The sequence below is a fragment of the Streptomyces sp. GLSS-08 genome (genome assembly GCF_056387915.1).
The window spans coordinates 100,077-124,403 of the sequence record NZ_JBWJAQ010000007.1 but is presented as its reverse complement, the minus strand read 5'-3'; the positions used below and the strand labels follow the sequence as shown (position 1 = coordinate 124,403).

Below are 24,327 nucleotides of genomic sequence, written 5' to 3'. Positions count from 1 at the left end.
GACACCATGCAGAGCCCGCTTTTCGGCTACAACGAACAGCAGTCCCAGGACCGCTACAGCCTGCAGAACTCGCAGATGCTGCGCGTCGCCCTGGAGGGCCACGACGACATCCTGGCCCGCAAGGGCACCATGGTCGCCTACCAGGGGCTCGTCGAGTTCGACGCCGAGTACCAGAACAACGGCCAGCGCCGTTCGCGTGCGGTGACCGGTGAGGGCCTGGACCTGATGCGCTGCCACGGGCAGGGGACGGTCTATCTCGCGAACCTGGCCCAGCACGTGCACGTGGTCGACATCGACCAGGAGGGTCTCACCGTCGACAGCAGCTACGTCCTCGCGATGGACTCCTCGCTGCACCACGAGGTCATCGCCGTGGACAGCCAGTACGGCATCTCGGGATCCGGCAAGTACCAGCTGAACATCACGGGCCGGGGCAAGGTCGCCCTGATGACCTCGGGGATGCCGCTGATGATGCAGGTCACGCCGGACAGGTACGTCAACTGCGACGCCGACGCGATCGTCGCGTGGTCCACCGGGCTGCGGGTGCAGATGCAGGCCCAGACGCACTCCTCCGGAGTGTGGCGGCGCCGCGGCAACACCGGTGAGGGCTGGGAGCTCAGCTTCATGGGACAGGGCTACATCCTCGTCCAGCCGAGTGAGCTGCTCCCGCCGCAGAACGCCCAGATCGGCCAGGGCGTGCGCGCGCAGTACGGCATGGGCCAGCAGGGCGCCCACGCGCAGAACCAGGGCAACGCCTGGAGCTGAGAAGTGCCTCCTCAAAGGCGTGGGTGAGGGGCGGTCGCCGTGGCGAGCGCCCCTTACCCCGTCCGTCGGGACGCCTTCAGAGCCGTGCCCGGGTGGCTTCCACCAGACGGACGACCGACACGTCCGCCACGTCCGCGACCTCGTCGTACGAGAACCAGCGCAGGTCCAGTGACTCGTCGCTGATCTCCTGTACGGCTCCCGGCTGCGCGAGGACCGCGTACTGGACGTCGAAGTGGCAGTGGCACGGCGGCGGGATCGGATGCCGGTCCAGGCGCACCGGACCGCCCGGCAGCAAGGTCAGGCCCGCGATGCCGGACTCCTCCGCGGCCTCGCGCAGTGCGGCCGAGGCGAGCGTGGTGTCCTCCGGTTCGCAGTGGCCGCCCATCTGGAGCCACATGCGCAGCTTCCTGTGCAGGGTCAGCAGCACGCGGCCGTGCCCGGGGTCGACCACCAGGGCGCTCGCCGTGAGGTGCCCGGCCGTGCACGCCTTCCACAGGCCGTCCGGGTGAGCCTCCAGATGGTCCAGATAGGCCTGGCGCAGCTGTTCCTGGTCCTCGTACTCCTTCAGTACGAGGACCGCGTCGTCGTGGAGGGTCACTCGGTGTCGTCGCCCTTGCCCTTGTTCTCGCCGTTGCCCTTGCCCTTGTTCTCGTCCTCGGCCTTGTTTCCGTCCTCGGCCCTGGCGTCCGGGGCCTGTGCTGCCTCGTTCTTCCCGAGGTCCGGCTTCGCGGGGCCGTCCGCCGCCTCGCCGAGCATCTTGTCGAGCTCGGAGAAGTCCAGCTGCTCGCGGTGCACGAAGCCGTCCGGGTCGTCCAGGTCGGACGAGGTGGGGAGCATGTCCGGGTGGGCCCACAGGCCGTCCCGGCCGTCGACACCGCGGGCGTCGGAGAGGGAGGCCCACAGCCGCGAGGCGTCCCGCAGCCGGCGCGGCCGCAGCTCGAGCCCGATCAGGGTTGCGAACGTCTGTTCGGCGGGGCCGCCCGAGGCCCGGCGGCGGCGCAGCGTCTCGCGCAGCGCGTCGGCGGACGACAGCCGCGGCTTGGCCGCCGCGTGCACCACCGCGTCGACCCAGCCCTCGACGAGCGCAAGGGCCGTCTCCAGGCGGGCGAGGGCGGCCTTCTGCTCCGGGGTGTCCTCCGGCTGGAACATGCCCTGCTGGAGGGCGTCCTGGAGCTGCTCCGGATTCTGCGGGTCGAACTGGCCGACCACGTCCTCCAGCTTGGCCGTGTCGACCTTGATCCCGCGCGCGTAGCCCTCGACCGCGCCGAACAGGTGCGAGCGCAGCCACGGCACGTGCGCGAAGAGGCGCTGGTGGGCGGCCTCGCGCAGCGCGAGATAGAGCCGCACCTCCTCCTGGGGGATGCCCAGGTCCTTGCCGAACGCCTCGATGTTCAGCGGGAGCAGCGCGGCCTTGCCGGCCGGGCCGAGCGGCAGGCCGATGTCGGTGGAGCCGACGACCTCGCCCGCGAGCACGCCCACGGCCTGCCCGATCTGCGTGCCGAACATGGCGCCGCCCATGGACCGCATCATGCCGATCAGCGGGCCCGCCATGGCCTGCATCTCCTCGGGCAGCACGTCGCCCATGGCCGCGCCGACGCGCTCGGCGACCGGATCGACCAGTTCCTTCCAGACCGGGAGGGTCGCCTCGACCCACTCCGCGCGGCTCCAGGCCACGGCGGATCCGGCCCCGGACGGCAGGGACGTCGCGTCGTCCAGCCAGTGGTCGGCCAGCCGGACGGCCTCCTGCACCGCCGAACGCTCGGCGGGGCCGACGCTCGCGTCCTTGGTGCCGTCCGGCGTGCCCTGGGAGACCGTCTGGCGGGCGATCTGCTTGGCCATGTCCCAGTTCACCGGGCCGCCCTCGTACGAGAGCATCTGGCCCAGCTGCTGGAACGCGGCACCCAGGTCGTTGGGGTTCAGGGAACCGAACATCGCGGCGAGCGGATTGTCGGCGCCGGGACCGCCGGCGCCGGGGAACCCGAAGCCGAACGGGTTGGCCGGTCCCTGCCCACCGCCGCTCTCCTGGTCCTTCTTCTTGCCCTCGTCGCCGTTCTCCGGCTCCTCCGGCGGAAGGCCGAATCCGAATGGGGTGTCACTCACGGGATTCCTCGGCTGGTAAGGCCGCCGGTTCTTTCCCGACGGCGGCTGCCCGACAACACCACCCAGCGTAGACACCATGGGCCGATCGGGCCTCGGTGCTCCGCCGACTGTCGGCCTGCGGCAGGATGGATGCCACCTGGTACGCACGCGTCACGCGCGTTCATTACTGAAGACAACCGCTGGAGACGCCCGGTGAGTTCCCCAGATCCGCAGGTTCGCGCAGCGCGAAACCCTTCTACCAGCCCGGCCGCCCGCGGGCCCGTCGTCGCCGTCACCGGCGCGGCGTCCGGCATGGGCGCGCTGCTCACCGAGCGGCTGGCCGCCAGTGAGGAGATCAAGCAGGTCATCGCCATCGACGAGCGGCGCGGCGAGTGCGCCGGCGCGCAGTGGCACATTCTCGACGTGCGGGACCCGGCCATCGCCGAGCGGCTGCGCGGCGCGGACGTCGTCGTCCACCTGGCGCTGGACCTGGACCTCGCGAGCGATCCGGCGGCACGCACCGCCTACAACGTCCGGGGGACGCAGACGGTGCTCACGGCGGCGGCCGCCGCCGGGGTGCACCGGGTGGTGCTGTGCACCTCGTCGATGGTCTACGGGGCGCTGCCGGACAACGAACTGCCACTCTCCGAGGACGCCGAACTGCGGGCGACCGCCGAGGCCACGGGCGTCGGGGACCTCCTGGAGATCGAGCGGCTCGCGCGGCGCGCCCCGCGCGCCCACCCCGGCCTGAACGTCACCGTCGCCCGGCCCGCGGTGCTGGTCGGTGGCACCGACACGGCGCTGACCAGGTACTTCGAGTCGCCGCGTCTGCTGGTCGTGGCCGGTTCGCGGCCCGCGTGGCAGTTCTGTCACGTCGAGGACCTGTGCAGCGCTCTGGAGTACGCGGTCCTGGAGAAGGTCGAAGGGGAGCTGGTCGTCGGGTGCGACGGGTGGCTGGAGCAGGAGGAGGTCGAGGAGCTCAGCGGTATCCGGCGCATGGAACTGCCGTCCGCCGTGGCGCTCGGGGCGGCCGCCCGGCTGCACCGGATCGGGCTCACCCCTTCGCCCGCCGGTGACCTGGCCTACACGATGTATCCGTGGGTGGTCAGCGGGAACCGGCTGCACGACGCCGGCTGGCGGCCCCGGTGGAGCAACGAGGAGGTCCTCGCCGAGCTGCTGGAGGAGGTCACCGGGAGGCGCACGCTGGCCGGGCGGCGGCTGGGGCGCAAGGACGCGACCGCCGCGGGAGCCGCGGGAGCCACGGTCGCCCTGCTCGGTACGGCGGCCCTCGTCCGCCGGGCCCGGAAGGCTCGGCGCCGGATCTGACGTCGGTGCCGCGGAACCGGCCCGGTCCGGCGTCCCTCCGGTTGTTGCCCGGCTCGTCGGGGGATCGCGTCGAAGCGTGCCCGCTCGGGAGGCTTACTCCTGTAGGAGGCTCCGAACGGCTACGCGCGCGTGCCGGGCGAAAGCGCAGTTCCGTCCTGTCCGCGGCGTGCGGCACGATGGGCTCATGGCACCTACGTTTGACCACCCGGGCGAGCAGGCGGCACAGGATCCCATCAGGCTGCTCGCCATCCGTGAGACGCCGCTCTCCCTGGACGAGGTCTTCCGGGCCGTCGGGGACGACGCCGCCGGTGGGACCGCGCTTTTCGTCGGGACCGTGCGCAATCACGACGGCGGCGCCGACGTCGACCGGCTCGGGTACTCGTGCCATCCCACGGCCGAGGCGCAGATGCGGCGGATCGCCGAGAAGGTCACCGCCGACTATCCGGTGCGGGCCCTGGCCGCGGTCCACCGTGTGGGTGACCTGGCCGTCGGAGATCTCGCGGTGGTCGTCGCCGTGTCCTGTCCGCACCGGGGCGAGGCCTTCGAGGCGTGCCGCAAGCTGATCGACGACCTCAAGCACGAGGTGCCGATCTGGAAGCACCAGACGTTCTCCGACGGCACGGAGGAATGGGTCGGCGCCTGCTGAACCGAAGGGCCGCCGGCCGAGCCGAAGGGCCGCGCACAGCCGGCTGACCGAAGCGTGTCCGGCTACGGCCGCCTGCTGAACCGAGACGGCCCCCACAGCCGGAGGCAAGGGGGCGGTCCCCGAACTCGCCACCCCCGCCCGGTCTTCCGGTTGCGTAACCGCACCCCTGGCACGAGCGTTGACCAAGCGGATGGTTAATCTGCTGATCACTCAGTCGCGGTCGCTCATGGGGTCGGGAGGTCGGTATGGCGGCGCTCGCCTGGTTGCTGATTCCGCTGTTCGCTGCGATCGGTGCCGGTCTGTGGGGCAGTTGGGTCGGCCGTAACCGCAAGACCACGGGAGACGGCACCGAACTGGCGGGCTACACGCGCTTCCGTGAGGCCATGGAGAAGTCCCACTCCGGGACGTGACCGAGGGCCCGCCACGGACGGGCGGCCCCCGCAGTGCGCTGTCGGCGCGGTCCCGTACTGTCGTTCCATGCCACGCCGCACCGCGACGATGCTCGCCTCCACCCTGATGCTGATCGCACTCCTGTGCGCGGGAGTGTTCATCGACGTGCCGTACTCGGAGATGTCACCGGGACCGACGGTGAACACGCTCGGTGAGCACGGGGGCGAGCCGGTGTTGCAGGTCTCCGGCCGCAAGACGTATCCCACGACCGGTCACCTCAACATGACGACGGTCAGGGTCACCAGCGCCGACTACAAGATGAACCTCGTCGAGGCGGTCTACGGGTGGCTGGCGCACGACAACAAGATCGTGCCGCACGACACGCTCTACCCGGACGGCAAGACCGAGGAGCAGTCGACGCAGGAGAACGCCGAGGAGTTCAGCCAGTCCCAGGAGAGCGCCAAGGTCGCGGCCCTCAAGGAGCTGGACATCCCGGTGAATTCCTGGGTGATCGTCTCGACGGTCCTCAAGGGCACCCCCGCCGAGGGCGAGCTGCACGCGGGTGACGTCATCAAGTCCGTCGACGGCACGGTGGTGAAGGCCCCCGAGGACGTGGCGAAGCTGGTCACCAGGCACAAGCCGGGCGAGAAGGTCGTCTTCACGATCGTGCCCGCCAAGGAACAGGCCGCCGCCGAGAAGGCGAACAGGACGGCGACCCGCACCGACGACATCACGATCACCACCGACAAGTCCGACGACACCGGCGAGGCCCGCGCCATCGTCGGCATCTCCGCCGGGACCGATCACACGTTCCCGTTCACCATCGACATCAAGCTCGCCGACGTCGGCGGCCCCAGCGCCGGCCTGATGTTCGCCCTCGGCATCGTCGACAAGCTGACGCCGGGGAACCTGACGGGCGGCAGGTTCGTCGCCGGCACCGGCACCATCGACGACGACGGCACGGTCGGCCCGATCGGCGGCATCGAGATGAAGACGGTCGGCGCGCGCGACAAGGGCGCCCAGTACTTCCTGACGCCGAAGGAGAACTGCGCGGCCGCCGCCAAGGACACCCCCGACGGCCTCACGCTCGTCAAGGTGCACACCATCGACGACGCGCTGGACGCCCTGAAGGACATCCGCTCCGGTGACACCGCCGGCCTGCCGAAGTGCACGGCCAGGGGCTGACCGCGAAGAACGCCCCGGACACGAACGGGTACACAGACGGGGGCGCACCCGGAACCGGGCGCGCCCCCGTCGCCGTACGGGAAACCCTCGTGCAGACGTGAGCGGGAGGCGGTCAGTCCGCGAAAGTGGCCGACAGGGCCTCCGCCAGACCGGGCACCAGCTCGGAGCCCGTCAGCACCTCCGTGGGCGCGTCCTTGGCACGCAGCCGCAGCGCCGAGTCGCGCGAGCCGTCGCGCAGCACCGCGACCGTCATCCGGACCTCCTGCCGGTCCGGGTGCTCGGCCACCCACTGCGCGAGCTTCTTGTCGCTGAGCCCCTCCGGGACCGAGGCCTCCGCCGACGGCGGCAGCATCAGCCGCTCCACGGTCAGCGCGCAGCCGACGACCGCGTCCGGCCAGGCGATGGTGCCGAGGAACTCGTCCAGCGGCTTGTCGGCGGGAACCTCGTCCTGCTCGATGGGGGTGAAAGCGGTGGTCTGCTGCTCGTCCCCGAGGCCGAGCTGTGCCGCGAGACCGGGCTCCTGGGCGCGCAGTCGCGCGGTGTCTACGAGGGCGAAGAGGCGAGCGGGCTGGTCCCAGCCGAGGCCGGAGGCGTACTCGTCGATCTCGAGTACGGCCCGGGTGAGCGGGCTCGCTGCCATGGGAGTGTTGGACATGGTCACAATCCTGCCTCGGAAGTACCCGGAAGCGGGAACCGAGTAAAGCGTGAGTAAGTTGCATAGGTGTGGGTCCACGATCTCGGGGGCCTGACCGATCAACAGCGAACTTCGAGGTGCGCACCTTGGCTTTCCAGATGCCGGACCGCGGCGGAGGCCCGACGGGGCCACGGATCAGAGTGGGCCGCCCGTCCCGGCGCGTCCGGACCCTGCTGATGACGCTGGGCGTCCTGGCCGTACTGGCCATGGCGTTCACCATGTTCGCGGGCTTCTGGACGGACTGGCTCTGGTACCGGTCGGTCGACTACTCGTCCGTGTTCACGACCACGCTGTGGACCAAGATCGGGCTCTTCTTCGTCTTCGGCCTGCTGATGGCGGCCGCGGTCGGGGTGAACGTCTGGCTGGCACACCGGTTGCGCCCGCCGCTGAGCGCCATGTCGATGGAGCAGCAGAGCCTCGACCGGTACCGCATGGGCATCGCGCCCTACAAGCGGTGGCTGCTCCTCGGGGTCACCTCGCTCGTCGGGCTGATCGCGGGCGCGTCCGCCGCGGGCCAGTGGCGCACGTGGCTGATGTGGGTGAACGGAGTCCCCTTCCACCAGAAGGACCCCCAGTTCCACCTCGACGTCTCCTTCTACGCCTTCGACCTGCCGTGGTACCGCTTCCTGCTGGGCTTCGGCTTCGCCGCCGCGGTGCTCTCGCTGATCGCCGCCGCGCTCACGCACTACCTCTACGGAGGCCTGCGGATCACCAGCCCCGGCGCGCGTGCCACGGCCGCGGCCACCGGGCACCTCTCGGTGCTCCTCGGCATCTTCGTCGCGCTGAAGGCCGTCGCGTACTGGCTCGACCGGTACGGGCTCGCCGTGAAGTCCAGTGACTTCAAGGCCACGGGCAACTGGACGGGCCTCAGGTACGTCGACGCGAACGCGTACCTGCCGGCCAAGACGATCCTGTTCTGCATCGCCGTCATCTGCGCCGTGCTGTTCTTCGCCACCCTCTGGCGGCGCACCTGGCAGCTGCCCGTCATCGGCTTCGGCCTGATGGTGCTCTCGGCGATCCTGATCGGCGGGCTGTACCCGGCGATCGTCCAGAAGTTCCAGGTCCAGCCGAACGAGCAGGCCAAGGAAGCGCCGTACGTCGAGAAGAACCTGCAGGCGACCCGCGAGGCCTACGGCATCGACGGCGCCCAGGTGAAGGAGTACGCGGGCCGCAGCGACACCGACGACAAGAGCAAGCTGCGCAAGGACGCCGACGGTGCCGCGAGCATCCGTCTGCTGGACCCGAACGTCGTCTCGCCCACGTTCCAGCAGCTACAGCAGGTGCGCAACTACTACGCGTTCCCGTCGAACCTGGACGTCGACCGCTACAGCAAGGACGGCAAGGACCAGGACACGGTCATCGGTCTGCGCGAGCTGAATCTCCAGGGCATCCCGAAGAACAACTGGATCAACGACCACTTCCGCTACACCCACGGGTACGGCGTGGTCGCCGCCAAGGGGACCGCGGCCGACGCCGAGGGCCGCCCGGAGTTCACCGAGTACGACCTGCCGTCCAAGGGCAACCTCGGTGAGTACCAGCAGCGGGTCTACTACGGCGAGAAGACCACCCAGTACTCGATCGTCGGCGGGCCGCAGAAGGAGATCGACTACTCCGACGACAACGGCGAGAAGACGACCAGCTACCAGGGCAAGAGCGGGGTCAACCTCTCCAGCCCGGTCAACCGGGCCGCGTACGCGGTGGCGTTCAGCGAACCGCAGATCCTCTACTCCGGTGCGATCGGGGAGGGTTCGCGGATCCTGTACAACCGCACGCCCAAGGAGCGCGTCGAGGCGGTCGCCCCGTGGCTGACCATCGACGGTGACGCCTACCCGGCGGTCGTCGGCGACAGGATCCAGTGGATCGTCGACGCGTACACGACCACCAACGGCTATCCGTACGCCTCCCGCACCACCCTCGGCGACACGACGGCCGACTCGCTGACCGCCGCCAACAACCAGCGTGCGGTGGTGGCCCAGCAGAACCAGGTCAACTACATCCGCAACTCGGTGAAGGCGACCGTCGACGCGTACACCGGAAAGGTGACGCTCTACGAGTGGGACACCAAGGACCCGGTCCTGAAGACCTGGAAGAAGGCCTTCCCGGGGACGGTGAAGTCGAAGGGGGACATCCCGCAGGCCCTCATGGACCATCTCCGTTATCCCCAGGACCTGTTCAAGGTCCAGCGCGAGCTGCTCACCCGGTACCACGTGAAGGACGCCCAGACGTTCCTCAGCGGCAGTGAGGTGTGGCAGGTCCCGGACGACCCGACCAACAAGTCGGGCAACGCCGTGCCTCCGTACTACCTGAGCATGAAGCTGCCCGGCAAGGACTCCCAGGCGTTCTCGCTGACGACGACGCTCACGCCGAACGGCCGGGACAACCTGAGCGCCTTCATGTCCGTCAACGCCGAGGCCGGCACGGAAGAGTACGGCAAGATCAGCATCCTGAAACTGCCCACGGGCAGAACGGTCGACGGACCGAAGCGGGTGCAGAGCCAGTTCAACTCCGAGCCGTCCATCGCCGAGTCCATCAGGCTTCTCAGAGGTGGTGACTCGGAAGTCGAGTACGGCAACCTGCTGACGGTGCCGCTCGACGGAGGACTGCTCTACGTGGAGCCGGTCTACGTACGCGGTGGTGGCCTCAAGTACCCGTTGCTGCGGAAGGTGTTGGTGACCTACGGCGGCGCCACGGCCTTCGAGGACACGCTGGGCGAGGCGCTCAACAAGGTCTTCGGATCCGAGGGCGCGACCCAGGAGCCGCCGGGCGAGGGTGAGGGGACCAAGCCGCCGACGTCGCAGGACCCGACGGTGCAACAGGCCCTCGACGACGCCCAGAAGGCCTTCGACGACGGCCAGGCCGCCCTCAAGAAGGGTGACTGGGAGGCGTACGGCAAGGCGCAGAAGGATCTCGGGGACGCGCTGCAACAGGCCGAGGACGCGCAGGCCAAGGCCGACAAGGCCGGCGGCACGGGCGGCAGCGGCGCCGACAAGGACACATCCAAGGACACATCCAAGGACGGCGACAAGAGCAGCGACAAGAACCCCGGGGGCGGCTGAACCGAAGCCCTCCCCGCGCCGTGGTACGGTTGCAACACAACGGCGCGGGGTGGAGCAGCTCGGTAGCTCGCTGGGCTCATAACCCAGAGGTCGCAGGTTCAAATCCTGTCCCCGCTACTGAAAGGCGAAGGCCCGGATCCTATGGATCCGGGCCTTCGCTGTGTGTGCGTGCGCGCACGGGAGCGGGGAGCGGGCGTGCCCGGACTCCGGGACGTGCGCGTGACCGGGCGTAGGCGGGGCAGGTGCGCTTGGACGTGCGCGCGGCCGTCGGGTGCCTGTACGGGCGCCTCGTGGACGCGCGTGCGGAAGATGTGGACGTACGTACGGAGTTGGCTGTCGACGCGCGCGAAGGCCGCTTCCTGTGCTGCGAGTTGGCCGATCTGTGTTTGACTTGTCTCTCTGTGGGCATGTCGACAAAACGCTGAAGTGACCTCACTGACTGCGGTATACCAGGTGTACCCAGGTTGCAGGTGGTGCGACGATGGACGTTATGGGGGACAAGGCAACTCTGTTGGATACAGGGCGTTTTGTGCAGCCTTCCGGCCGGGACGAAACCGGCGAAGCTGTCGAGGAGGCACGTCAGCGGCTCGCCGCGGAAGCCGGCGACGTCGAGGCGATGAGCGTCCTCGGAGCCATGCTGCTGCGCCGTGGTGATCTCGACGGAGCCGAGCCTCAGCTGCGCGCGGCCACCGCTGCCGGGGACCGCGCCGCCGCCAACAATCTGGGTGTCCTCCTGCATCAGCGCGGGTACGCCGACGAGGCCGCGGGCTGGTGGCGGATCGCCGCCGTCGCCGGCTCCGCCGCCGCCGCGCACGCGCTCGGGCGTCACCACCGCGAGCGGGGTGACGAGCCCGCCGCCGAGTACTGGCTGCGTCAGGCTGCCGAGCAGGGCCACGCCCTGGGCGCGTACGCGCTCGCGGACCTTCTGGAGCACCGGGGCGACGTCGGCGCCGAGCGGTGGCTGCGGGCCGCCGCGGAGCGGGGGCACCGCGAGGCTGCCTACCGGCTGGCGCGCACCCTGGACCGCAGGGCCGTCGACGCAGGCGAGGTCGGCGCCGACAACGGTGTCATCGGCGCAGGTGGGGAGGAGGCCGCCCAGTGGTACCGGCAGGCCGCCGCGCGCGGGCACCGGCGGGCCGCGCTACACCTCGGAGCGATCCTGGAGAAGCGCGGCGACCTCAAGGAGGCCGGGCGCTGGTACCTGACGTCCGCCAAGGACGGTGAGGCCCGGGCCGCCTGCGCCCTCGGATTCCTGCTGCGGGACGCGGGCGACAGTGAGAGCGCCGCCGTGTGGTGGCTGCGGGCCGCCCAGGACGGCGACGGCAACGCGGCCAACGCCCTGGGCGCGCTGCACGCCGAGCGCGGCGAGCACCAGACCGCCGAGCGGTGGTACCGGGCGGCCCTGGACGCGGGTGACGTCAACGGGGCGTACAACCTGGGCCTGCTCTGCGCCGAGCAGGGACGCACGGCGCAGGCCGAGCAGTGGTACCGGCGGGCCGCCTACGCCGGGCACCGCGAGGCGGCGAACGCGCTGGCCATCCTGCTCCTCCAGGTCGGCGACGCGGCCGGGGCCGAGCCCTGGTTCTCGAAGGCGGCTGAGGCGGGCAGCGTGGACGCCGCGTTCAATCTGGGCATCCTGCACGCGGGGCGGGGCGGCGAGGAGGGCGAGGCCGCCGCGCTGCGCTGGTACGAGCGGGCGGCTGCCGCCGGGCACACCGAGGCGGCGCTCCAGGTCGCCATCGCGCGGCTGCGGGAGGGCGACGAGCCGGCCGCGGAGCGGCATCTGCGGTGCGCCGCGGGCGGTGGCAGCGCGGAGGCCGCTTACCGGCTCGCCTCCGTGCTCGACGCCCGGCGGCCGCCGGCGCCCGCGCACGAGCTGGGGGAGCCGGCGTACGAGAAGAGCGAGTGCGAGGAGTGGTACGAGCGGGCGGCCTCCCAGGGGCACCGGCGGGCGCAGGTGCGCGTCGGGATGCTGGCCGCCGCGCGGGGCGATGTCGTGGAGGCGGCCCGGTGGTACCGCGAGGCCGCGGAGGCCGGGTCGCGGAACGGGGCGTTCAACCTCGGGCTGCTGCTGGCGCGTGAGGGGAGTGAGCCCGAGGCGGCGCTGTGGTGGACCCGGGCGGCCGACGCGGGGCACGGGCGGGCCGCGCTTCGGCTCGCGCTCGTCTACGCGCGTCGTGGGGAGCTTGCGGAGGGGCAGCGGTGGGCGGACCGTGCGGTGTCGCTGGGGCCGGCCGAGGTGTCCGAGCGGGCGGCTCGGTTGCGGGATGCGTTGCGGCAGGAGCTGACGGCGTGAGTTGCGTGGTCTGCGTGAGCCGCGAGGGGTGCGTGGCCCGCGTGAGCCACGTCGGGTGTGTGGGGTGCGGTGCCCGTCTTGGCTACGGGGGGTGCCGGCGGTGGTGCGGGGCCGGCATCACCGCGGGGGTGTGACGGGGGTTGTACGCCCCCTCCGCCCTTCCCGTCCCGTTCCTGGGGGCTCCGCCCCCAGACCCCCGTATCGGCCTGCGGCCTCGTCCTCAAGCGCCGGACGGGCTGGATTGGCCTGTGGCCTCGTTCTCACGTGCCGGACGGGCTGGATTGGCCTGGGGCCTCGTCCTCACGTGCCGGACGGGCTGGATCGGCCTGCGTACTTGTCAGGCACCGGATGGGCCGGGTCGGCCGCGTCCTCGGTGCCGGACGGGACGGGCTGGGCGTCCAGCCCGCCGGAATAAGAAGTGATTTGCATGCGTGCACACGGTTGACGTAGTGTTCATTTCACCGACGCGGGGTGGAGCAGCTCGGTAGCTCGCTGGGCTCATAACCCAGAGGTCGCAGGTTCAAATCCTGTCCCCGCTACTGAAGGCCGAAGGCCCGGAACCAATGGTTCCGGGCCTTCGGTGTATGTGTTCGTATGCGAAAGCCCCGGCGCCCATCGGTGCCGGGGCTTTCGCGTGAGCCGGTGGGTCAGGCTGCCGCGCAGTTCGGGCAGACGCCGCGGTACGTCACCTCGACGTCCGAGACCGTGAAGCCGAAGCGCTCGGAGTCGGGGAGGTCGGCGAGGGGGTTGCCGCCCGGGTGGACGTCCTTGATCGCGCCGCACTGGGCGCACACCAGGTGGTGGTGGGGCCGGTGGGCGTTCGGGTCGTAGCGCTTGGCGCGCTTGTCCGTGGCCACTTCCAGCACCTCGCCGAGCGAGACCAGCTCACCCAGCGTGTTGTACACGGTGGCCCGGGAGATCTCGGGCAGCTTCGCGACGGCCCGGGCATGCACCTCGTCGGCCGTCAGGTGAACGTGATCGCCGTCGAGGACCTCGGCGACGACACGGCGCTGCGCGGTCATGCGCCAGCCGCGTCCACGCAATCGTTCCAGCAGGTCACTCATGCGCACCAGCCTAACAGCCGGCGGACCAGATCCCGAACAGGTGTGACTTTGGAAGATCCCTTGACTTAGACATTGTCTATTGTAGGATCGAGTTCGGCATTGGCCCAGGGACAGGAACAGACAGGTATGACGCAGGAGGCGCACGTGACGCAGGGACCGCTCACGACGGAGGCCGGCGCGCCGGTCGCCGACAATCAGAACAGCGAGACCGCGGGCGTCGGCGGGCCCGTCCTCGTGCAGGACCAGCTGCTCCTCGAGAAGCTCGCCCACTTCAACCGCGAGCGCATACCGGAGCGCGTCGTGCACGCCCGTGGCGCCGGGGCGTACGGCACCTTCACGCTCACCCGTGACGTCTCGCAGTGGACGCGTGCCGCGTTCCTCTCCGAGGTCGGCAAGCGGACCGAGACCTTCCTGCGCTTCTCCACCGTGGCGGGCAACCTCGGCTCCGCGGACGCGGTGCGCGACCCCCGCGGCTGGGCCCTGAAGTTCTACACCGAAGAGGGCAACTACGACCTCGTCGGCAACAACACCCCGGTGTTCTTCATCAAGGACGCCATCAAGTTCCCCGACTTCATCCACACCCAGAAGCGCGACCCGTACACCGGCTCGCAGGAGGCGGACAACGTCTGGGACTTCTGGGGCCTCAGCCCGGAGAGCACCCACCAGGTGACCTGGCTCTTCGGTGACCGCGGCATCCCGGCCTCGTACCGCCACATGGACGGCTTCGGCTCGCACACCTACCAGTGGAACAACGAGGCGGGCGAGGCCTTCTGGGTCAAGTACCACTTCAAGACCGACCAGGGCATCAAGAACCTGACGACCGAGGAGGCCGTGCGGCTCTCCGGGGTCGACCCGGACTCGCACCAGCGGGACCTGCGCGAGGCGATCGAGCGCGGTGACTTCCCCACGTGGACCGTGGGCGTGCAGATCATGCCGGCGGCCGAGGCGGCGAACTACCGCTTCAACCCGTTCGACCTCACCAAGGTGTGGCCGCACGCCGACTACCCGGTCATCGAGTTCGGCAGGCTGGAGCTCAACCGCAACCCGGAGAACGTCTTCGCCGAGGTCGAGCAGTCGATCTTCAGTCCGGCCCACTTCGTGCCCGGCATCGGCCCGTCCCCGGACAAGATGCTCCAGGGCCGCCTCTTCGCGTACGGCGACGCCCACCGCTACCGCGTCGGCATCAACGCCGACCACCTGCCGGTGAACCGCCCGCACGCCACCGAGGCGCGCACCCACTCCCGTGACGGCTTCCTGTACGACGGCCGCCACAAGGGCGCGAAGAACTACGAGCCGAACAGCTTCGGCGGCCCGTTCCAGACGGAGCGTCCGCTGTGGCAGCCGGTCCCGGTCACCGGGGTCACGGGCAACAGCGAGGCGCCCGTCCACGCCGAGGACAACGACTTCGTGCAGGCGGGCAACCTCTACCGCCTGATGTCCGAGGACGAGAAGGGCCGTCTGGTCGACAACCTGGCGGGCTTCATCGCCAAGGTCTCGCGCGACGACATCGCCGAGCGCGCGATCAACAACTTCCGTCAGGCGGACGGGGACTTCGGCAAGCGGCTGGAGGCCGCGGTCCAGGCCCAGCGCGGCTGAGTACAGCACTGGATCGCTTGTCGTAGGGAGCGGGCCGGACCCCCGGGAGGGGGTCCGGCCCGCTCGTGCGCCGGGGGCGGTCAGGCCGGGGCGTGCTGCCCGGCCGGGGCCCAGCAGCGGATGATGTCGCGGACCGACACGATGCCGACCGGGCCGGTGGCGTCGAGCACGATGAGGTGGCGGAAGCCGCCGTGCGACATGGCCGCAGCCGCCTCCTCCAGGGTCCAGGCGGGGGTGGCGAAGACGACGTTGTTCGTGGTGTGGGTGCCTGCGGTCTCGGTGTCCGGGTCCTGACCGAGGGCCACCGAGTTGAGGATGTCGCGTTCGGTCAGGATTCCGAGACCATCGGCTTCCTCGTCGAGGACGACGGCCGCGCCGACGCGGCGGGCCGACATCAGCCGGGCCGCCTGGCGGAGGTTGTGTGCCGGGCCGATGGTGAGGACCACCGTGCTCATGGCGTCGCGGACGAGCATGGGATGGAGCCACCTCCTTCGTGAAGCGCCCACGAGAAGCGATTCACAAGTTCACAAGTGGGGGCTCTCAGGGTGGCAGTTGAAAGGAGGGTCAACAAGAGGGCGCGGGAGGCGAGTTCAGGGCGCCCACGGGTCACGCGGGCGCTCAGGGTTCGCAGTGGAGCTCCCGGATCACTCTGGTGACGCGGGTGCGGGCGTCCGTCAGTAGCGCTGGTTGAGGTAGCCGAGCAGTTCGTCGTGAAGGATGCCGTTCGACGCGGCGGCGTTGCCGCTGTGCGGGCCGGGGCGGCCGTCGAGGCCGGTGAAGGAACCGCCCGCCTCGGTGACCACGATGGCGTTGGCCGCCATGTCCCAGAGCGACAACTCGGGTTCGGCGCAGATGTCGACCGAGCCCTCGGCGACCATCATGTACGGCCAGAAGTCGCCGTATCCGCGGGTGCGCCAGACCGCCTTGGTCAGGTCCAGGAAACCGCCGAGGCGGCCCTGGTCCTCCCAGCCGGTCAGCGACGAGTACGCGAACGAGGCGTCGGCCATGCGGGAGACACCGGAGACGTGCAGCCGGGACGCGGTCGACAGGCTGCGGCCCGTGAACGCGCCGTGTCCCTTCGCGGCCCACCAGCGGCGGCCGAGCGCCGGTGCGGAGACCACGCCGACGACGGGCTGGTAGCCGCCCTCGCCCGCCTCCATCAGAGAGATCAGCGTGGCCCAGACGGGCACGCCGCGTACGTAGTTCTTGGTGCCGTCGATCGGGTCGACCACCCAGCGGCGCGGGCCGGTGCCCTCGACGCCGTACTCCTCGCCGATGATCGCGTCGCGCGGGCGCGCCCGCTGGAGCTGGCCGCGGATCAGCTCCTCGGCGGCCTTGTCGGCCTCGCTCACCGGCGTCATGTCCGGCTTGGTCTCCACCTTGAGGTCGAGTGCCTTGAACCGGCCCATCGTCGCCGCGTCGGCGGCGTCCGCCAGGACGTGGGCGAGGCGCAGGTCATCGCGATAGTCGGGCATGGCAGAACCGTATCCGGCCGCGCCGCCCCGGGGCCACGCGGGCCCGGATCGCTCCGGCACGCGCGCTGAGCGCATGAGCGGAGCGCGGCTTCCCGGCCGCCCGCACGGCGGCCCCCGCAAACGTCGCGCGCGCCGCGGTCGGCGCACGCCCCAGGCCCGTACGGAGGCCCCCGCGGACATGGCGCGCGCCGCGGTCGGCGCACGCCCCAGGCCCGTACGGAGGCCCCCGCGGACATGGCGCGCGCCACGGTCGGCGCACGCCCCAGGCCCGTACGGAGGCCCCCGCGGACATGGCGTGCGCCGCGGTCCGCGCACGCCCCAGCCCGTACAGAGGCCCCCGCGGACATGGCGTGCGCCGCGGTCGGCGCACGCCCCCTCGGTGCTGCCGCGAACCCTTGACAGTGCCCCGGGGCGCGTCAAATGTGGGCTGCAGAGCCGGTCGCCCCTGGGAGGCGCAGATGCCTGCAGCGCGGGAATCCCTGCTGAACGCCGCCTACACGGCGCTCGCCCGCCGTCCGTGGTCCACGGTGCGGATGGTGGACGTGGCCGCCGTGGCCGGTGTGTCCCGTCAGACGCTCTACAACGAGTTCGGCACCAAGGAGGGGCTCGCGCGGGCACTCGTCCGCCGGGAGGCCGACGGTTATCTCGCGGGCTTCGAGCGCGCCCTGGCCGCGCATCCCGATCCGCGTGACCGTCTTGTGGCGGCCGCCGAGTGGACCGCCTCGACGGCCCGCGACAACGCGCTGGTACGGGCGATGCTCACCGGCTGCTGGAGCGAGCGGCTGCCGTCGCCGACGCTCTCGGCGGTGCCGTCGTCGTCCGCGGTGCCGGCCCAGCGCCGGGCGGACGGGCCGCTGCCCTCGCCGGCCGACCTCGTGGGCCTGGTGCGCGACCGCGCCGTCACCGCGCTCTGCGGACCCGGCACCACCAGGTCGGACGCCGCCGAGCTGGCCCGCTCCTGCGAACTCGTCGTACGTCTCTCGCTGTCCTGCGTGGTGGCACCGCCGAGCGCCGGGGGCGTCTCGGGCCTGGTGAAGTCCGCGCTCGCGCCGCCGCAGCGCGCCTTGGGAAACTGAGGGCGCCACACGTCCCGCGTCCGCGACCGCCGGGTCAGTGCGTGGAACCCGACAGCTGGAGCCCGATGACGCCGATGATCACGAAACTGATCGAGACGATCTTCAAAGTGGAGACCAGGTCGTCGAGGAAGATCATCCCGTAGATCGCGGTGCCGGCGGCGCCGATGCCGGTCCACACCGCGTACGCCGGACCGACGTCGAGCTTCTTCAGGGAGAGCGTCAGCAGCCCGAAACTGCCGAGCGCGAAGACGCAGAACGCGACGGTCGGCCAGAGTCTGGTGAAGCCGTGCGAGAGTTTCAGGCAGACGGCGAAGCCGGTCTCGAGAAGGCCCGCCACAACGACCAGCAGCCACGCCATGTCCTGTCCTCCCGCACACCACGTCGACTGCTTCGCCTGGCTCGGATCGGGCTCGGTGCGATTATGCCCTTACCGACGTGCCGCGGACGCAAACAACGCGGAGGTCAGCGGTCTTCGCGGGCGTCCGCGCCAGAGGCGGCCCGCGGACCTCTCCCGCGCGGACGGCTCAGTCGTCCTCGTGCCGCTCCCGCGTCGCCAGCAGCCGGCGCAGCGAATAGAGGCGGGCCGGGTCCGCGTGACCGTCGGCCACCCACTGGTCCAGCGCGCAGTCCGGCTCGTCGTGACTGCACGCGCGCGGACAGCCCTCTGTGCCGGGCTCCAGGTCGGGGAAGGCCTTGATCACCCGGGACGGGTCCACGTGGTGCAGCCCGAAGGAGCGCACGCCCGGGGTGTCGACGACCCAGCCGGCCGTGCCGGGCAGCGGGATCGCGCGCGCCGACGTGGTGGTGTGCCGGCCGCGGCCGGTGACGGCGTTGACGATGCCGGTGCTGCGCCGCCGGTCCAGCGACACCAGGGCGTTGACCAGGGTCGTCTTGCCGACGCCCGAGTGCCCGACGAACGCCGTGATCTTGCCGTCGAGTTGCTTGCGCACCCGTTCCACCGCCTCGCCGCTCTCCAGCTCCGTGCGGCTGGTCACGACGTACGGGACGCCCAACGTCCCGTACAGCTGCAGGAGTTCGTCCGGTGGGGCGAGGTCCGACTTGGTCAGGACCAGCAGGGGCTCCAGGCCGCCGTCGTACGCCGCCACCAGACAGCGGTCGATCAGCCGCGGGCGGGGCTCCGGGTCGGCCAGGGCCGTGACGATGGCGAGCTGGTCGGCGTTGGCGACGACCACGCGCTCGTAGGGGTCGTCGTCGTCGGCGGTGCGGCGCAGGACGGAACTGCGCGGCGCGATGCGGACGATGCGGGCGAGGGTGTCCTTCTCACCGGTGAGGTCCCCGACGATCGCGACCCGGTCGCCCACGACGGCGGCCTTGCGGCCCAGTTCACGGGCCTTCATCGCGGTGACGAGGCGGTCCTCGACGAGACAGGTGAGGCGGCCCCGGTCGACGGTCACGACCATGCCCTCGACCGCTTCCTCGTGCTTGGGCCGGATGTTCGTACGCGGACGGTTGCCCTTGCGGTTGGGGCGGCTGGGGATGTCGTCCTCGTCGGTGTGCTTGCCGTATCGGCGCATGATCCTGATCCGCCCGTCAGTTCCCGAGCATTCCGGCCCACAGGTCGGGGAAGTCCGGGAGGGTCTTCGCGGTCGTCGCCACGTTCTCGATCCGGACCCCCTCCACGGCGAGGCCGATGACCGCGCCGGCGGTCGCCATGCGGTGGTCGTCGTACGTGTGGAAGACGCCGCCGTGCAGCGGTCGCGGACGGATGTGCAGTCCGTCGGCGGTCTCCGTGACGTCACCGCCGAGTTCGTTGATCTCCTTGGTGAGCGCGGCCAGCCGGTCCGTCTCGTGGAGGCGCAGGTGGGCCACGCCGCGCAGGGTGGAGGGCGAGTCGGCGAGGGCGGCGACCGCCGCGATGCCGGGGGTCAGCTCGCCCACCTCGCCGAGGTCCACGTCGATACCGTGGATCGAACCCGATCCGGTGAATTCCAGGCCCCGGTCCGTCAGTTCGCAGGAACCACCCATCTCGGTGAAGATCTCCCGCAGCCGGTCCCCGGGCTGGGTGGTGTGCTCGGGCCAGTCGGGGATGAGGACCTTGCCGCCGGTCACCAGGGCCGCCGCCAGGAACGGCTGGGCGTTGGAGAGGTCGGGCTCGACGGTCAGGTCGCGGCCGAGCAGGGCGCCCGGCGTGACCCGCCAGACGTCGGGTTCGCCGCCCGACTCGGGGGTGTCCACCTGGGCGCCCACCGTGCGCAGCATGTCGACGGTCATCCGGATGTGCGGCATCGAGGGCAGCCGTGAGCCGGTGTGGCGGACCTCGACGCCCTGGTTGAAGCGGGGGCCCGACAGCAGCAGGGCGGAGACGAACTGCGACGAGGACGAGGCGTCGATCTCCACCGGCCCGCCGTCCAGGGCGCCGCCGCCGTGCACGGTCAGCGGCAGCGCGCCGCGGCCGTCGTCGTCGATCCGGGCGCCGAGGACACGCAGCGCGTCGATCACCCCGTGCAGCGGACGCTCGTAGGACCGCGGGTCGCCGTCGAAGCGGACGGGGCCGTCGGCCAGCGCGGCGACCGGCGGCAGGAAGCGCATCACCGTGCCCGCGTTGCCGACGTCGACGGTGGCAGGGCCGTGCAGGCCGGAGGGGATGATCCGCCAGGCCTCGCCCGTGCCGTCGGAGCCGACCGCGACGGTGGAGCTGGAGGAGACCGTCTCCTCGATGCCGACGCCCATCGCGCGCAGCGCCCCGGCCATCAGCAGCGTGTCCCGCGAGCGCAGCGGGCGGCGCAGCCAGCCGGGCTCGGAGGCGAGGGCGGCGAGCACGAGAGCCCGGTTGGTGACCGACTTCGACCCGGGCACGTGGACCGTCGCGTCGACGGCTCCGCTTGCGTGCGGGGCGGGCCAGAGGGCGGTGTGCGCGGGGTTAACGGTCATGCCCCCACTTTAGTGGCTGCCGATGGGCGGAGATCTTGATCAGAAGCGGCGAAATCCGAGCGAAACAGAGCGGTGGTAAGAGGCGCCGGTGCCCGCGCACGCCGGCGGGCCGGGGACCCGCCGACCGCCGCCGCTCACACCCCCAGGAGCCAGCGGCCCCCGCCGAGCAGGGAACACACGGACACCGCGTGGAAGAGGAACAGCCACATCCCGGCCGGTACGTGCGTGAGCCGGGACAGCTGGTCGGCGTCGGAGTCGCCCGCGTTGCCGTGCCTGCGCTTGGCCTGGAGCTCGAAGGCCGGCCGGACGCCGCCGAACAGCAGGAACCACACCACCGCGTACGCGAACGCCGCCTGCACCTGCGGTCCGGCGAGCCAGGACACCACCAGGAACGTGCCGCCGGTGAGCAGCACCGTGAGGGCGCCGTAGGCGTTGCGGATCATCACCAGCATCACCAGCAGCAGGAGGGTGGCCAGCCACAGGAGCGCGGTGATGTGGCCCGCGCCCAGCAGCGCGGCACCGCCGAGCCCGAGCAGCGGCGGCGCGGTGTAGCCGGCGGCCGCGGTGAGGATCATGCCGAGGCCGGTCGGCTTGCCGCGGCTGACGGTGAGGCCGCTGGTGTCGGAGTGCAGGCGTATCCCGCTGAGACTGCGGCCGGTGAGCAGCGCCACCAGGCCGTGCCCGCCCTCGTGGGCGATGGTGATCGCGTTGCGGGAGAGCCGCCACAGGACGTGCGGGACGACCACCGCCACCGCGGCGGCCATCGTGGCGATCACCACCCAGGTGTCCGGGTCCGGCTGGCTGCCGAAGACCTGGTCCCAGAGCCCGGCCAGGGAGGTGGATGCGGTGCTGTCCATGGTCGGCGAAGGCTCCCTCTGGTGTCGCGGAATCTGGCAGTCTGGCACGTATGTGCGGACGGTATGCAGCGAGTCGTGGGCCCGAGGATCTCGCAGGAATCTTTGAGATCGAGAAGTGGGATGCCGAAGAGGCCCTCGCCCCCGACTTCAACGTGGCCCCGACCAAGGAGGTTTACGTGGTCCTGGACCGTCCCGTGAAGGACGCCGGGGCCGCACCCGCCAGTTCCGTGTCCGACGGGCCGGTCCGCCAGCTGCGCAGGCTCACGTGGGGCCTGGTCCCGTCCTGGGCCAAAACGCCCGAGGGCGGCGCCCGGATGATCAACGCGCGCGCGGAGACCGTGCACGAGAAGCCCTCCTACCGCCGGGCCTTCGCCGCCCGCCGGTGCATCGTCCCCGCGGACGGCTATTACGAGTGGGTGACCGGGTCCGCCGAGCGGGAGCTGGAGGTCGAGGGCAGGAGGAAGCGGCCGCGCAAGCAGCCGTACTTCGTGACGCCCGCGGACGGTTCCGTCTTCGCCATGGCCGGTCTGTACGAGTTCTGGCGGGACAGGACGCTTCCCGACGACCACCCGCGCGCCTGGTGGGTGACGTGCTCCGTCATCACCAGGGAGGCCGAGACCTCGCCACTCGCGGCGGCCCCCGCCGAGGGCCCGCACGCCCTGGCCGACATCCACCCGCGGATGCCCCTGATGCTCACCCCGGACCGCTGGGACGCCTGGCTCGACCCGGCGCGCACCGATACCGACGGCGTACGGGAGCTGCTCGCGCCGCCGCCCCACGGGCTGATGCGCGCCTACCCCGTCTCCACGGCCGTCAGCAACGTGCGCAACAACGGCGCGGAGCTGCTGAAGGAACTGGACGGACCCGAAGAAGGCACACTCTTCTGATGTGACAGACGCGACGCACGTGACACAGGCGGTCGAGACCGGCACCGGCACGGCCCGGGTGACCTGGCACCACGCATCCGGGGCGCGGCTCGTCCTCGCCGTCAGCCACGGCGCGGGCGGCGGGATCGAGGCCCGGGACCTCCGGGCGCTGGCGCGCGTGCTGCCCGCGCACGGGGTGAGCGTCGCCCTCGTCGAGCAGCCCTGGCGGGTGGCCGGGAAGAAACTGGCGCCGGCGCCCAGGACGCTGGACGCGGGATGGCGGGGACTGTGGCCGGCGCTGCGCGAACCGGGGCTGCCGGTGGTCGCGGGCGGCCGCAGCGCCGGGGCGCGGGTCGCCTGCCGCACGGCACGCGAACTGGGCGCCCACGCCGTCCTCGCGCTCAGCTTCCCGCTGCACCCGCCGGGCAGGCCCGAGAAGTCCCGCGCCGACGAACTGCTCGGCGCCGGCGTGCCCACCCTCGTCGTGCAGGGCGGCAACGACCCATTCGGCAGGCCCGCCGAGTTCCCGAAGGGCACGTACAGCCTCGTCGAAGTGCCGTACGGCGACCACGGCTTCGCCGTGCCGAAGCGCGCGCCGCTCGGCCAGGACGAGGCGCTGACGGTGATCACCGACGGGACGGCGAAGTGGCTCTCGTCACTCTCGTGAACCCGCGTGTCGGCCCCGGCACGGCCGCGGGAATGCCGGCCGCCGGCTCACTGTTGTGCGGATCAGACAGCGCACAGCAGTGCCGACCGTTCACGAGAGGATGTCCGCCGCATGGGTTCGACCATCTGCCCGAGCCGTCGCAGCGCCGCTGACCTGGAGTGGTCGGTGCTGCACACGGCGAAGACCGGCCCTATTCGGGCGGCGGGCGGACCGGATCGTCGTCTATCCTCCGATTCGAGTGGGACCGGTTTCGGTTCCGCCACGTCGCTGGAGGAGGTGGGTCCGGTCACTGGGACCGACGCAGGGACCGAACACGGCCAGGCGGAGCAGCCCGAGGGCCAGGGCACGAGCGACGCGTCGGCGGAAACGTCCGCCGAGCGCACCGCGCGCTTCGAGCGGGACGCGCTCGAATTCCTCGACCAGATGTACTCGGCGGCGCTGCGCATGACACGCAACCCGGCCGACGCGGAGGACCTGGTGCAGGAGACGTACGCGAAGGCGTACGCGTCCTTCCACCAGTTCCGCGAGGGCACCAACCTCAAGGCGTGGCTGTACCGCATCCTGACCAACACCTTCATCAACTCGTACCGCAAGAAGCAGCGCGAACCCCAGCGCAGCGCGGCCGAGGAGATCGAGGACTGGCAGCTGGCGCGCGCCGAGTCGCACATGTCGACGGGACTGCGCTCCGCCGAGTCGCAGGCGCTCGACCACCTGCCCGACTCGGACGTCAAGGCAGCGCTCCAGGCGATTCCCGAGGAGTTCCGCATCGCCGTGTACCTGGCGGATGTAGAGGGCTTTGCGTACAAGGAGATCGCGGACATCATGGGGACACCCATCGGAACGGTGATGTCCCGGCTGCACCGGGGCCGTCGCCAACTGCGCGGCATGCTCGAGGACTACGCGCGTGACCGCGGACTGGTCCCGGCCGGCGCCGGAGAGTCGAACGAAGCGAAAGGCTCGGGCTCATGAGCTGCGGAGAGCCGCACGAGACGGATTGCAGTGAGGTCCTCGACCATCTCTACGAGTTCCTCGACCACGAGATGCCGGACGCGGACTGCACCAAGTTCGAGGTGCACTTCGAGGAGTGCTCCCCGTGCCTCGAGAAGTACGGTCTCGAGAAGGCCGTGAAGAAGCTGGTCAAGCGGTGCTGCGGTCAGGACGACGTGCCGACCGACCTGCGGGCCAAGGTCATGGGCCGCATCGACCTGATCCGCTCCGGACAGACGGTGCCCGAGCACGACGTGACCGCGGCACCCCAGGAGTCCTGACCCCGCTCGCGCGAAGTCCCCGCCGGGACGCGCCAGTCGGCCGGTTCATCACCCGAACGTGCTAATCCGCGGGTCCTTGACCCGCGGATTCGGCCATTGGTGCCCCCGTGCCGACCCCTCCGCTCTAGGCTC

At 71.0% G+C, this 24,327-nt stretch carries 24 protein-coding genes and 2 tRNA genes; 15 read left to right on the top strand and 11 right to left on the bottom strand.

Annotated features, from left to right (window positions below):
* The first annotated feature begins 6 nt into the window (after positions 1 to 6).
* Positions 7 to 762, top strand: coding sequence for an AIM24 family protein (locus tag AC0ZLC_RS14615; protein ID WP_476752365.1), 756 nt, complete (start codon positions 7 to 9; stop codon positions 760 to 762).
* A gap of 76 nt (positions 763 to 838) precedes the next feature.
* Here the strand turns inward: AC0ZLC_RS14615 and AC0ZLC_RS14610 are convergent, their stop codons facing one another.
* Together AC0ZLC_RS14610 and AC0ZLC_RS14605 are read right to left on the bottom strand one after the other, a co-directional pair.
* Positions 839 to 1,360 carry an NUDIX hydrolase gene (locus AC0ZLC_RS14610; protein WP_476752364.1) on the bottom strand — a complete coding sequence of 174 codons (522 nt, stop codon included), beginning with the start codon at positions 1,358 to 1,360 and terminating at the stop codon, positions 839 to 841.
* Entirely contained in the window at positions 1,357 to 2,862 is a 1,506-nt protein-coding gene (locus AC0ZLC_RS14605) for a zinc-dependent metalloprotease (protein ID WP_476752363.1), read from the bottom strand. Before AC0ZLC_RS14605 ends, AC0ZLC_RS14610 begins: the two co-directional genes overlap by 4 nt.
* 192 nt (positions 2,863 to 3,054) lie before the next feature.
* Between AC0ZLC_RS14605 and AC0ZLC_RS14600 the strand changes: the two genes are divergently transcribed.
* The 4 genes from AC0ZLC_RS14600 (at position 3,055) to AC0ZLC_RS14585 (ending at position 6,388) form a co-directional block, all read left to right on the top strand.
* Positions 3,055 to 4,167, top strand: a complete 1,113-nt coding sequence (locus tag AC0ZLC_RS14600) for an SDR family oxidoreductase (RefSeq protein ID WP_476752362.1) — start codon at positions 3,055 to 3,057, stop codon at positions 4,165 to 4,167.
* 184 nt (positions 4,168 to 4,351) lie between these two features.
* Entirely contained in the window at positions 4,352 to 4,813 is a 462-nt protein-coding gene (locus AC0ZLC_RS14595) for a molybdenum cofactor biosynthesis protein MoaE (protein WP_358850156.1), read from the top strand.
* 245 nt (positions 4,814 to 5,058) lie between these two features.
* Positions 5,059 to 5,223: a hypothetical protein gene (locus tag AC0ZLC_RS14590; RefSeq protein WP_355781820.1), complete on the top strand. Its 165-nt coding sequence runs from the start codon at positions 5,059 to 5,061 to the stop codon at positions 5,221 to 5,223.
* A gap of 67 nt (positions 5,224 to 5,290) precedes the next feature.
* Positions 5,291 to 6,388 carry a YlbL family protein gene (locus tag AC0ZLC_RS14585; RefSeq protein ID WP_476752361.1) on the top strand — a complete coding sequence of 366 codons (1,098 nt, stop codon included), beginning with the start codon at positions 5,291 to 5,293 and terminating at the stop codon, positions 6,386 to 6,388.
* Between the two features lie 112 nt (positions 6,389 to 6,500).
* Here the strand turns inward: AC0ZLC_RS14585 and AC0ZLC_RS14580 are convergent, their stop codons facing one another.
* Complete coding sequence (locus AC0ZLC_RS14580) at positions 6,501 to 7,043, bottom strand: PPA1309 family protein (protein WP_476752360.1); 543 nt, start codon at positions 7,041 to 7,043, stop codon at positions 6,501 to 6,503.
* A gap of 137 nt (positions 7,044 to 7,180) precedes the next feature.
* On the opposite strand from AC0ZLC_RS14580, the gene AC0ZLC_RS14575 reads away from it, so the two are divergent.
* From AC0ZLC_RS14575 to AC0ZLC_RS14565, 3 genes are all read left to right on the top strand, one after another.
* Positions 7,181 to 10,138, top strand: a complete 2,958-nt coding sequence (locus AC0ZLC_RS14575; RefSeq protein ID WP_476752584.1) for a UPF0182 family membrane protein — start codon at positions 7,181 to 7,183, stop codon at positions 10,136 to 10,138.
* A gap of 43 nt (positions 10,139 to 10,181) precedes the next feature.
* A tRNA-Met gene (locus AC0ZLC_RS14570) sits at positions 10,182 to 10,255 on the top strand.
* A 364-nt stretch (positions 10,256 to 10,619) separates the two neighbouring features.
* Complete coding sequence (locus AC0ZLC_RS14565) at positions 10,620 to 12,434, top strand: sel1 repeat family protein (RefSeq protein ID WP_476752359.1); 1,815 nt, start codon at positions 10,620 to 10,622, stop codon at positions 12,432 to 12,434.
* A 300-nt stretch (positions 12,435 to 12,734) separates the two neighbouring features.
* On the opposite strand, the gene AC0ZLC_RS14560 is transcribed toward AC0ZLC_RS14565, so the two are convergent.
* A complete protein-coding gene (locus AC0ZLC_RS14560) occupies positions 12,735 to 12,863 on the bottom strand; it encodes a hypothetical protein (RefSeq protein WP_476752358.1) in 129 nt (42 codons plus the stop codon).
* 36 nt (positions 12,864 to 12,899) lie between these two features.
* Between AC0ZLC_RS14560 and AC0ZLC_RS14555 the strand changes: the two genes are divergently transcribed.
* Positions 12,900 to 12,973, top strand: a tRNA-Met gene (locus AC0ZLC_RS14555).
* A gap of 108 nt (positions 12,974 to 13,081) precedes the next feature.
* Here AC0ZLC_RS14555 and AC0ZLC_RS14550 read toward each other — a convergent pair.
* Positions 13,082 to 13,498, bottom strand: a complete 417-nt coding sequence (locus AC0ZLC_RS14550; RefSeq protein WP_121405873.1) for a Fur family transcriptional regulator — start codon at positions 13,496 to 13,498, stop codon at positions 13,082 to 13,084.
* A gap of 144 nt (positions 13,499 to 13,642) precedes the next feature.
* Between AC0ZLC_RS14550 and AC0ZLC_RS14545 the strand changes: the two genes are divergently transcribed.
* Positions 13,643 to 15,094, top strand: a complete 1,452-nt coding sequence (locus AC0ZLC_RS14545; protein WP_476752357.1) for a catalase — start codon at positions 13,643 to 13,645, stop codon at positions 15,092 to 15,094.
* Between the two features lie 80 nt (positions 15,095 to 15,174).
* Here the strand turns inward: AC0ZLC_RS14545 and AC0ZLC_RS14540 are convergent, their stop codons facing one another.
* Both AC0ZLC_RS14540 and hisN read right to left on the bottom strand, forming a co-directional pair.
* Complete coding sequence (locus tag AC0ZLC_RS14540) at positions 15,175 to 15,567, bottom strand: CBS domain-containing protein (RefSeq protein WP_476752356.1); 393 nt, start codon at positions 15,565 to 15,567, stop codon at positions 15,175 to 15,177.
* 201 nt (positions 15,568 to 15,768) lie between these two features.
* On the bottom strand, positions 15,769 to 16,569 hold the full coding sequence (gene hisN / locus AC0ZLC_RS14535; protein ID WP_358850149.1) for a histidinol-phosphatase: 801 nt from the start codon (positions 16,567 to 16,569) through the stop codon (positions 15,769 to 15,771).
* A gap of 458 nt (positions 16,570 to 17,027) precedes the next feature.
* Here hisN and AC0ZLC_RS14530 point away from each other — a divergent pair, with 458 nt between their 5' ends.
* Positions 17,028 to 17,645, top strand: a complete 618-nt coding sequence (locus AC0ZLC_RS14530; RefSeq protein ID WP_476752355.1) for a TetR/AcrR family transcriptional regulator — start codon at positions 17,028 to 17,030, stop codon at positions 17,643 to 17,645.
* Between the two features lie 34 nt (positions 17,646 to 17,679).
* Here the strand turns inward: AC0ZLC_RS14530 and AC0ZLC_RS14525 are convergent, their stop codons facing one another.
* From AC0ZLC_RS14525 to AC0ZLC_RS14510, 4 genes are all read right to left on the bottom strand, one after another.
* Positions 17,680 to 18,003 carry a DMT family transporter gene (locus tag AC0ZLC_RS14525; protein WP_358850147.1) on the bottom strand — a complete coding sequence of 108 codons (324 nt, stop codon included), beginning with the start codon at positions 18,001 to 18,003 and terminating at the stop codon, positions 17,680 to 17,682.
* Positions 18,004 to 18,169: 166 nt separating this feature from the next.
* Entirely contained in the window at positions 18,170 to 19,180 is a 1,011-nt protein-coding gene (rsgA, locus tag AC0ZLC_RS14520) for a ribosome small subunit-dependent GTPase A (protein ID WP_476752354.1), read from the bottom strand.
* Between the two features lie 16 nt (positions 19,181 to 19,196).
* Entirely contained in the window at positions 19,197 to 20,537 is a 1,341-nt protein-coding gene (aroA, locus tag AC0ZLC_RS14515; RefSeq protein ID WP_476752353.1) for a 3-phosphoshikimate 1-carboxyvinyltransferase, read from the bottom strand.
* 134 nt (positions 20,538 to 20,671) lie between these two features.
* Positions 20,672 to 21,394, bottom strand: a complete 723-nt coding sequence (locus AC0ZLC_RS14510) for a M50 family metallopeptidase (RefSeq protein ID WP_476752352.1) — start codon at positions 21,392 to 21,394, stop codon at positions 20,672 to 20,674.
* Positions 21,395 to 21,444: 50 nt separating this feature from the next.
* Here AC0ZLC_RS14510 and AC0ZLC_RS14505 point away from each other — a divergent pair, with 50 nt between their 5' ends.
* The 4 genes from AC0ZLC_RS14505 to rsrA all read left to right on the top strand — a co-directional run bounded on the left by AC0ZLC_RS14505 (position 21,445) and on the right by rsrA (position 24,195).
* The gene (locus tag AC0ZLC_RS14505; protein ID WP_476752351.1) at positions 21,445 to 22,281 is read left to right on the top strand and encodes an SOS response-associated peptidase; all 837 of its coding nucleotides are present in this window, start codon (positions 21,445 to 21,447) and stop codon (positions 22,279 to 22,281) included.
* A gap of 1 nt (position 22,282) precedes the next feature.
* Positions 22,283 to 22,927 (top strand): alpha/beta hydrolase family protein, encoded by a 645-nt coding sequence (locus tag AC0ZLC_RS14500; RefSeq protein WP_476752350.1) that lies wholly within the window; start codon positions 22,283 to 22,285, stop codon positions 22,925 to 22,927.
* A 276-nt stretch (positions 22,928 to 23,203) separates the two neighbouring features.
* Entirely contained in the window at positions 23,204 to 23,896 is a 693-nt protein-coding gene (gene sigR / locus AC0ZLC_RS14495; protein ID WP_476752349.1) for an RNA polymerase sigma factor SigR, read from the top strand.
* Complete coding sequence (gene rsrA, locus AC0ZLC_RS14490) at positions 23,893 to 24,195, top strand: mycothiol system anti-sigma-R factor (RefSeq protein WP_476752348.1); 303 nt, start codon at positions 23,893 to 23,895, stop codon at positions 24,193 to 24,195. Before sigR ends, rsrA begins: the two co-directional genes overlap by 4 nt.
* Positions 24,196 to 24,327: the final 132 nt, after the last annotated feature.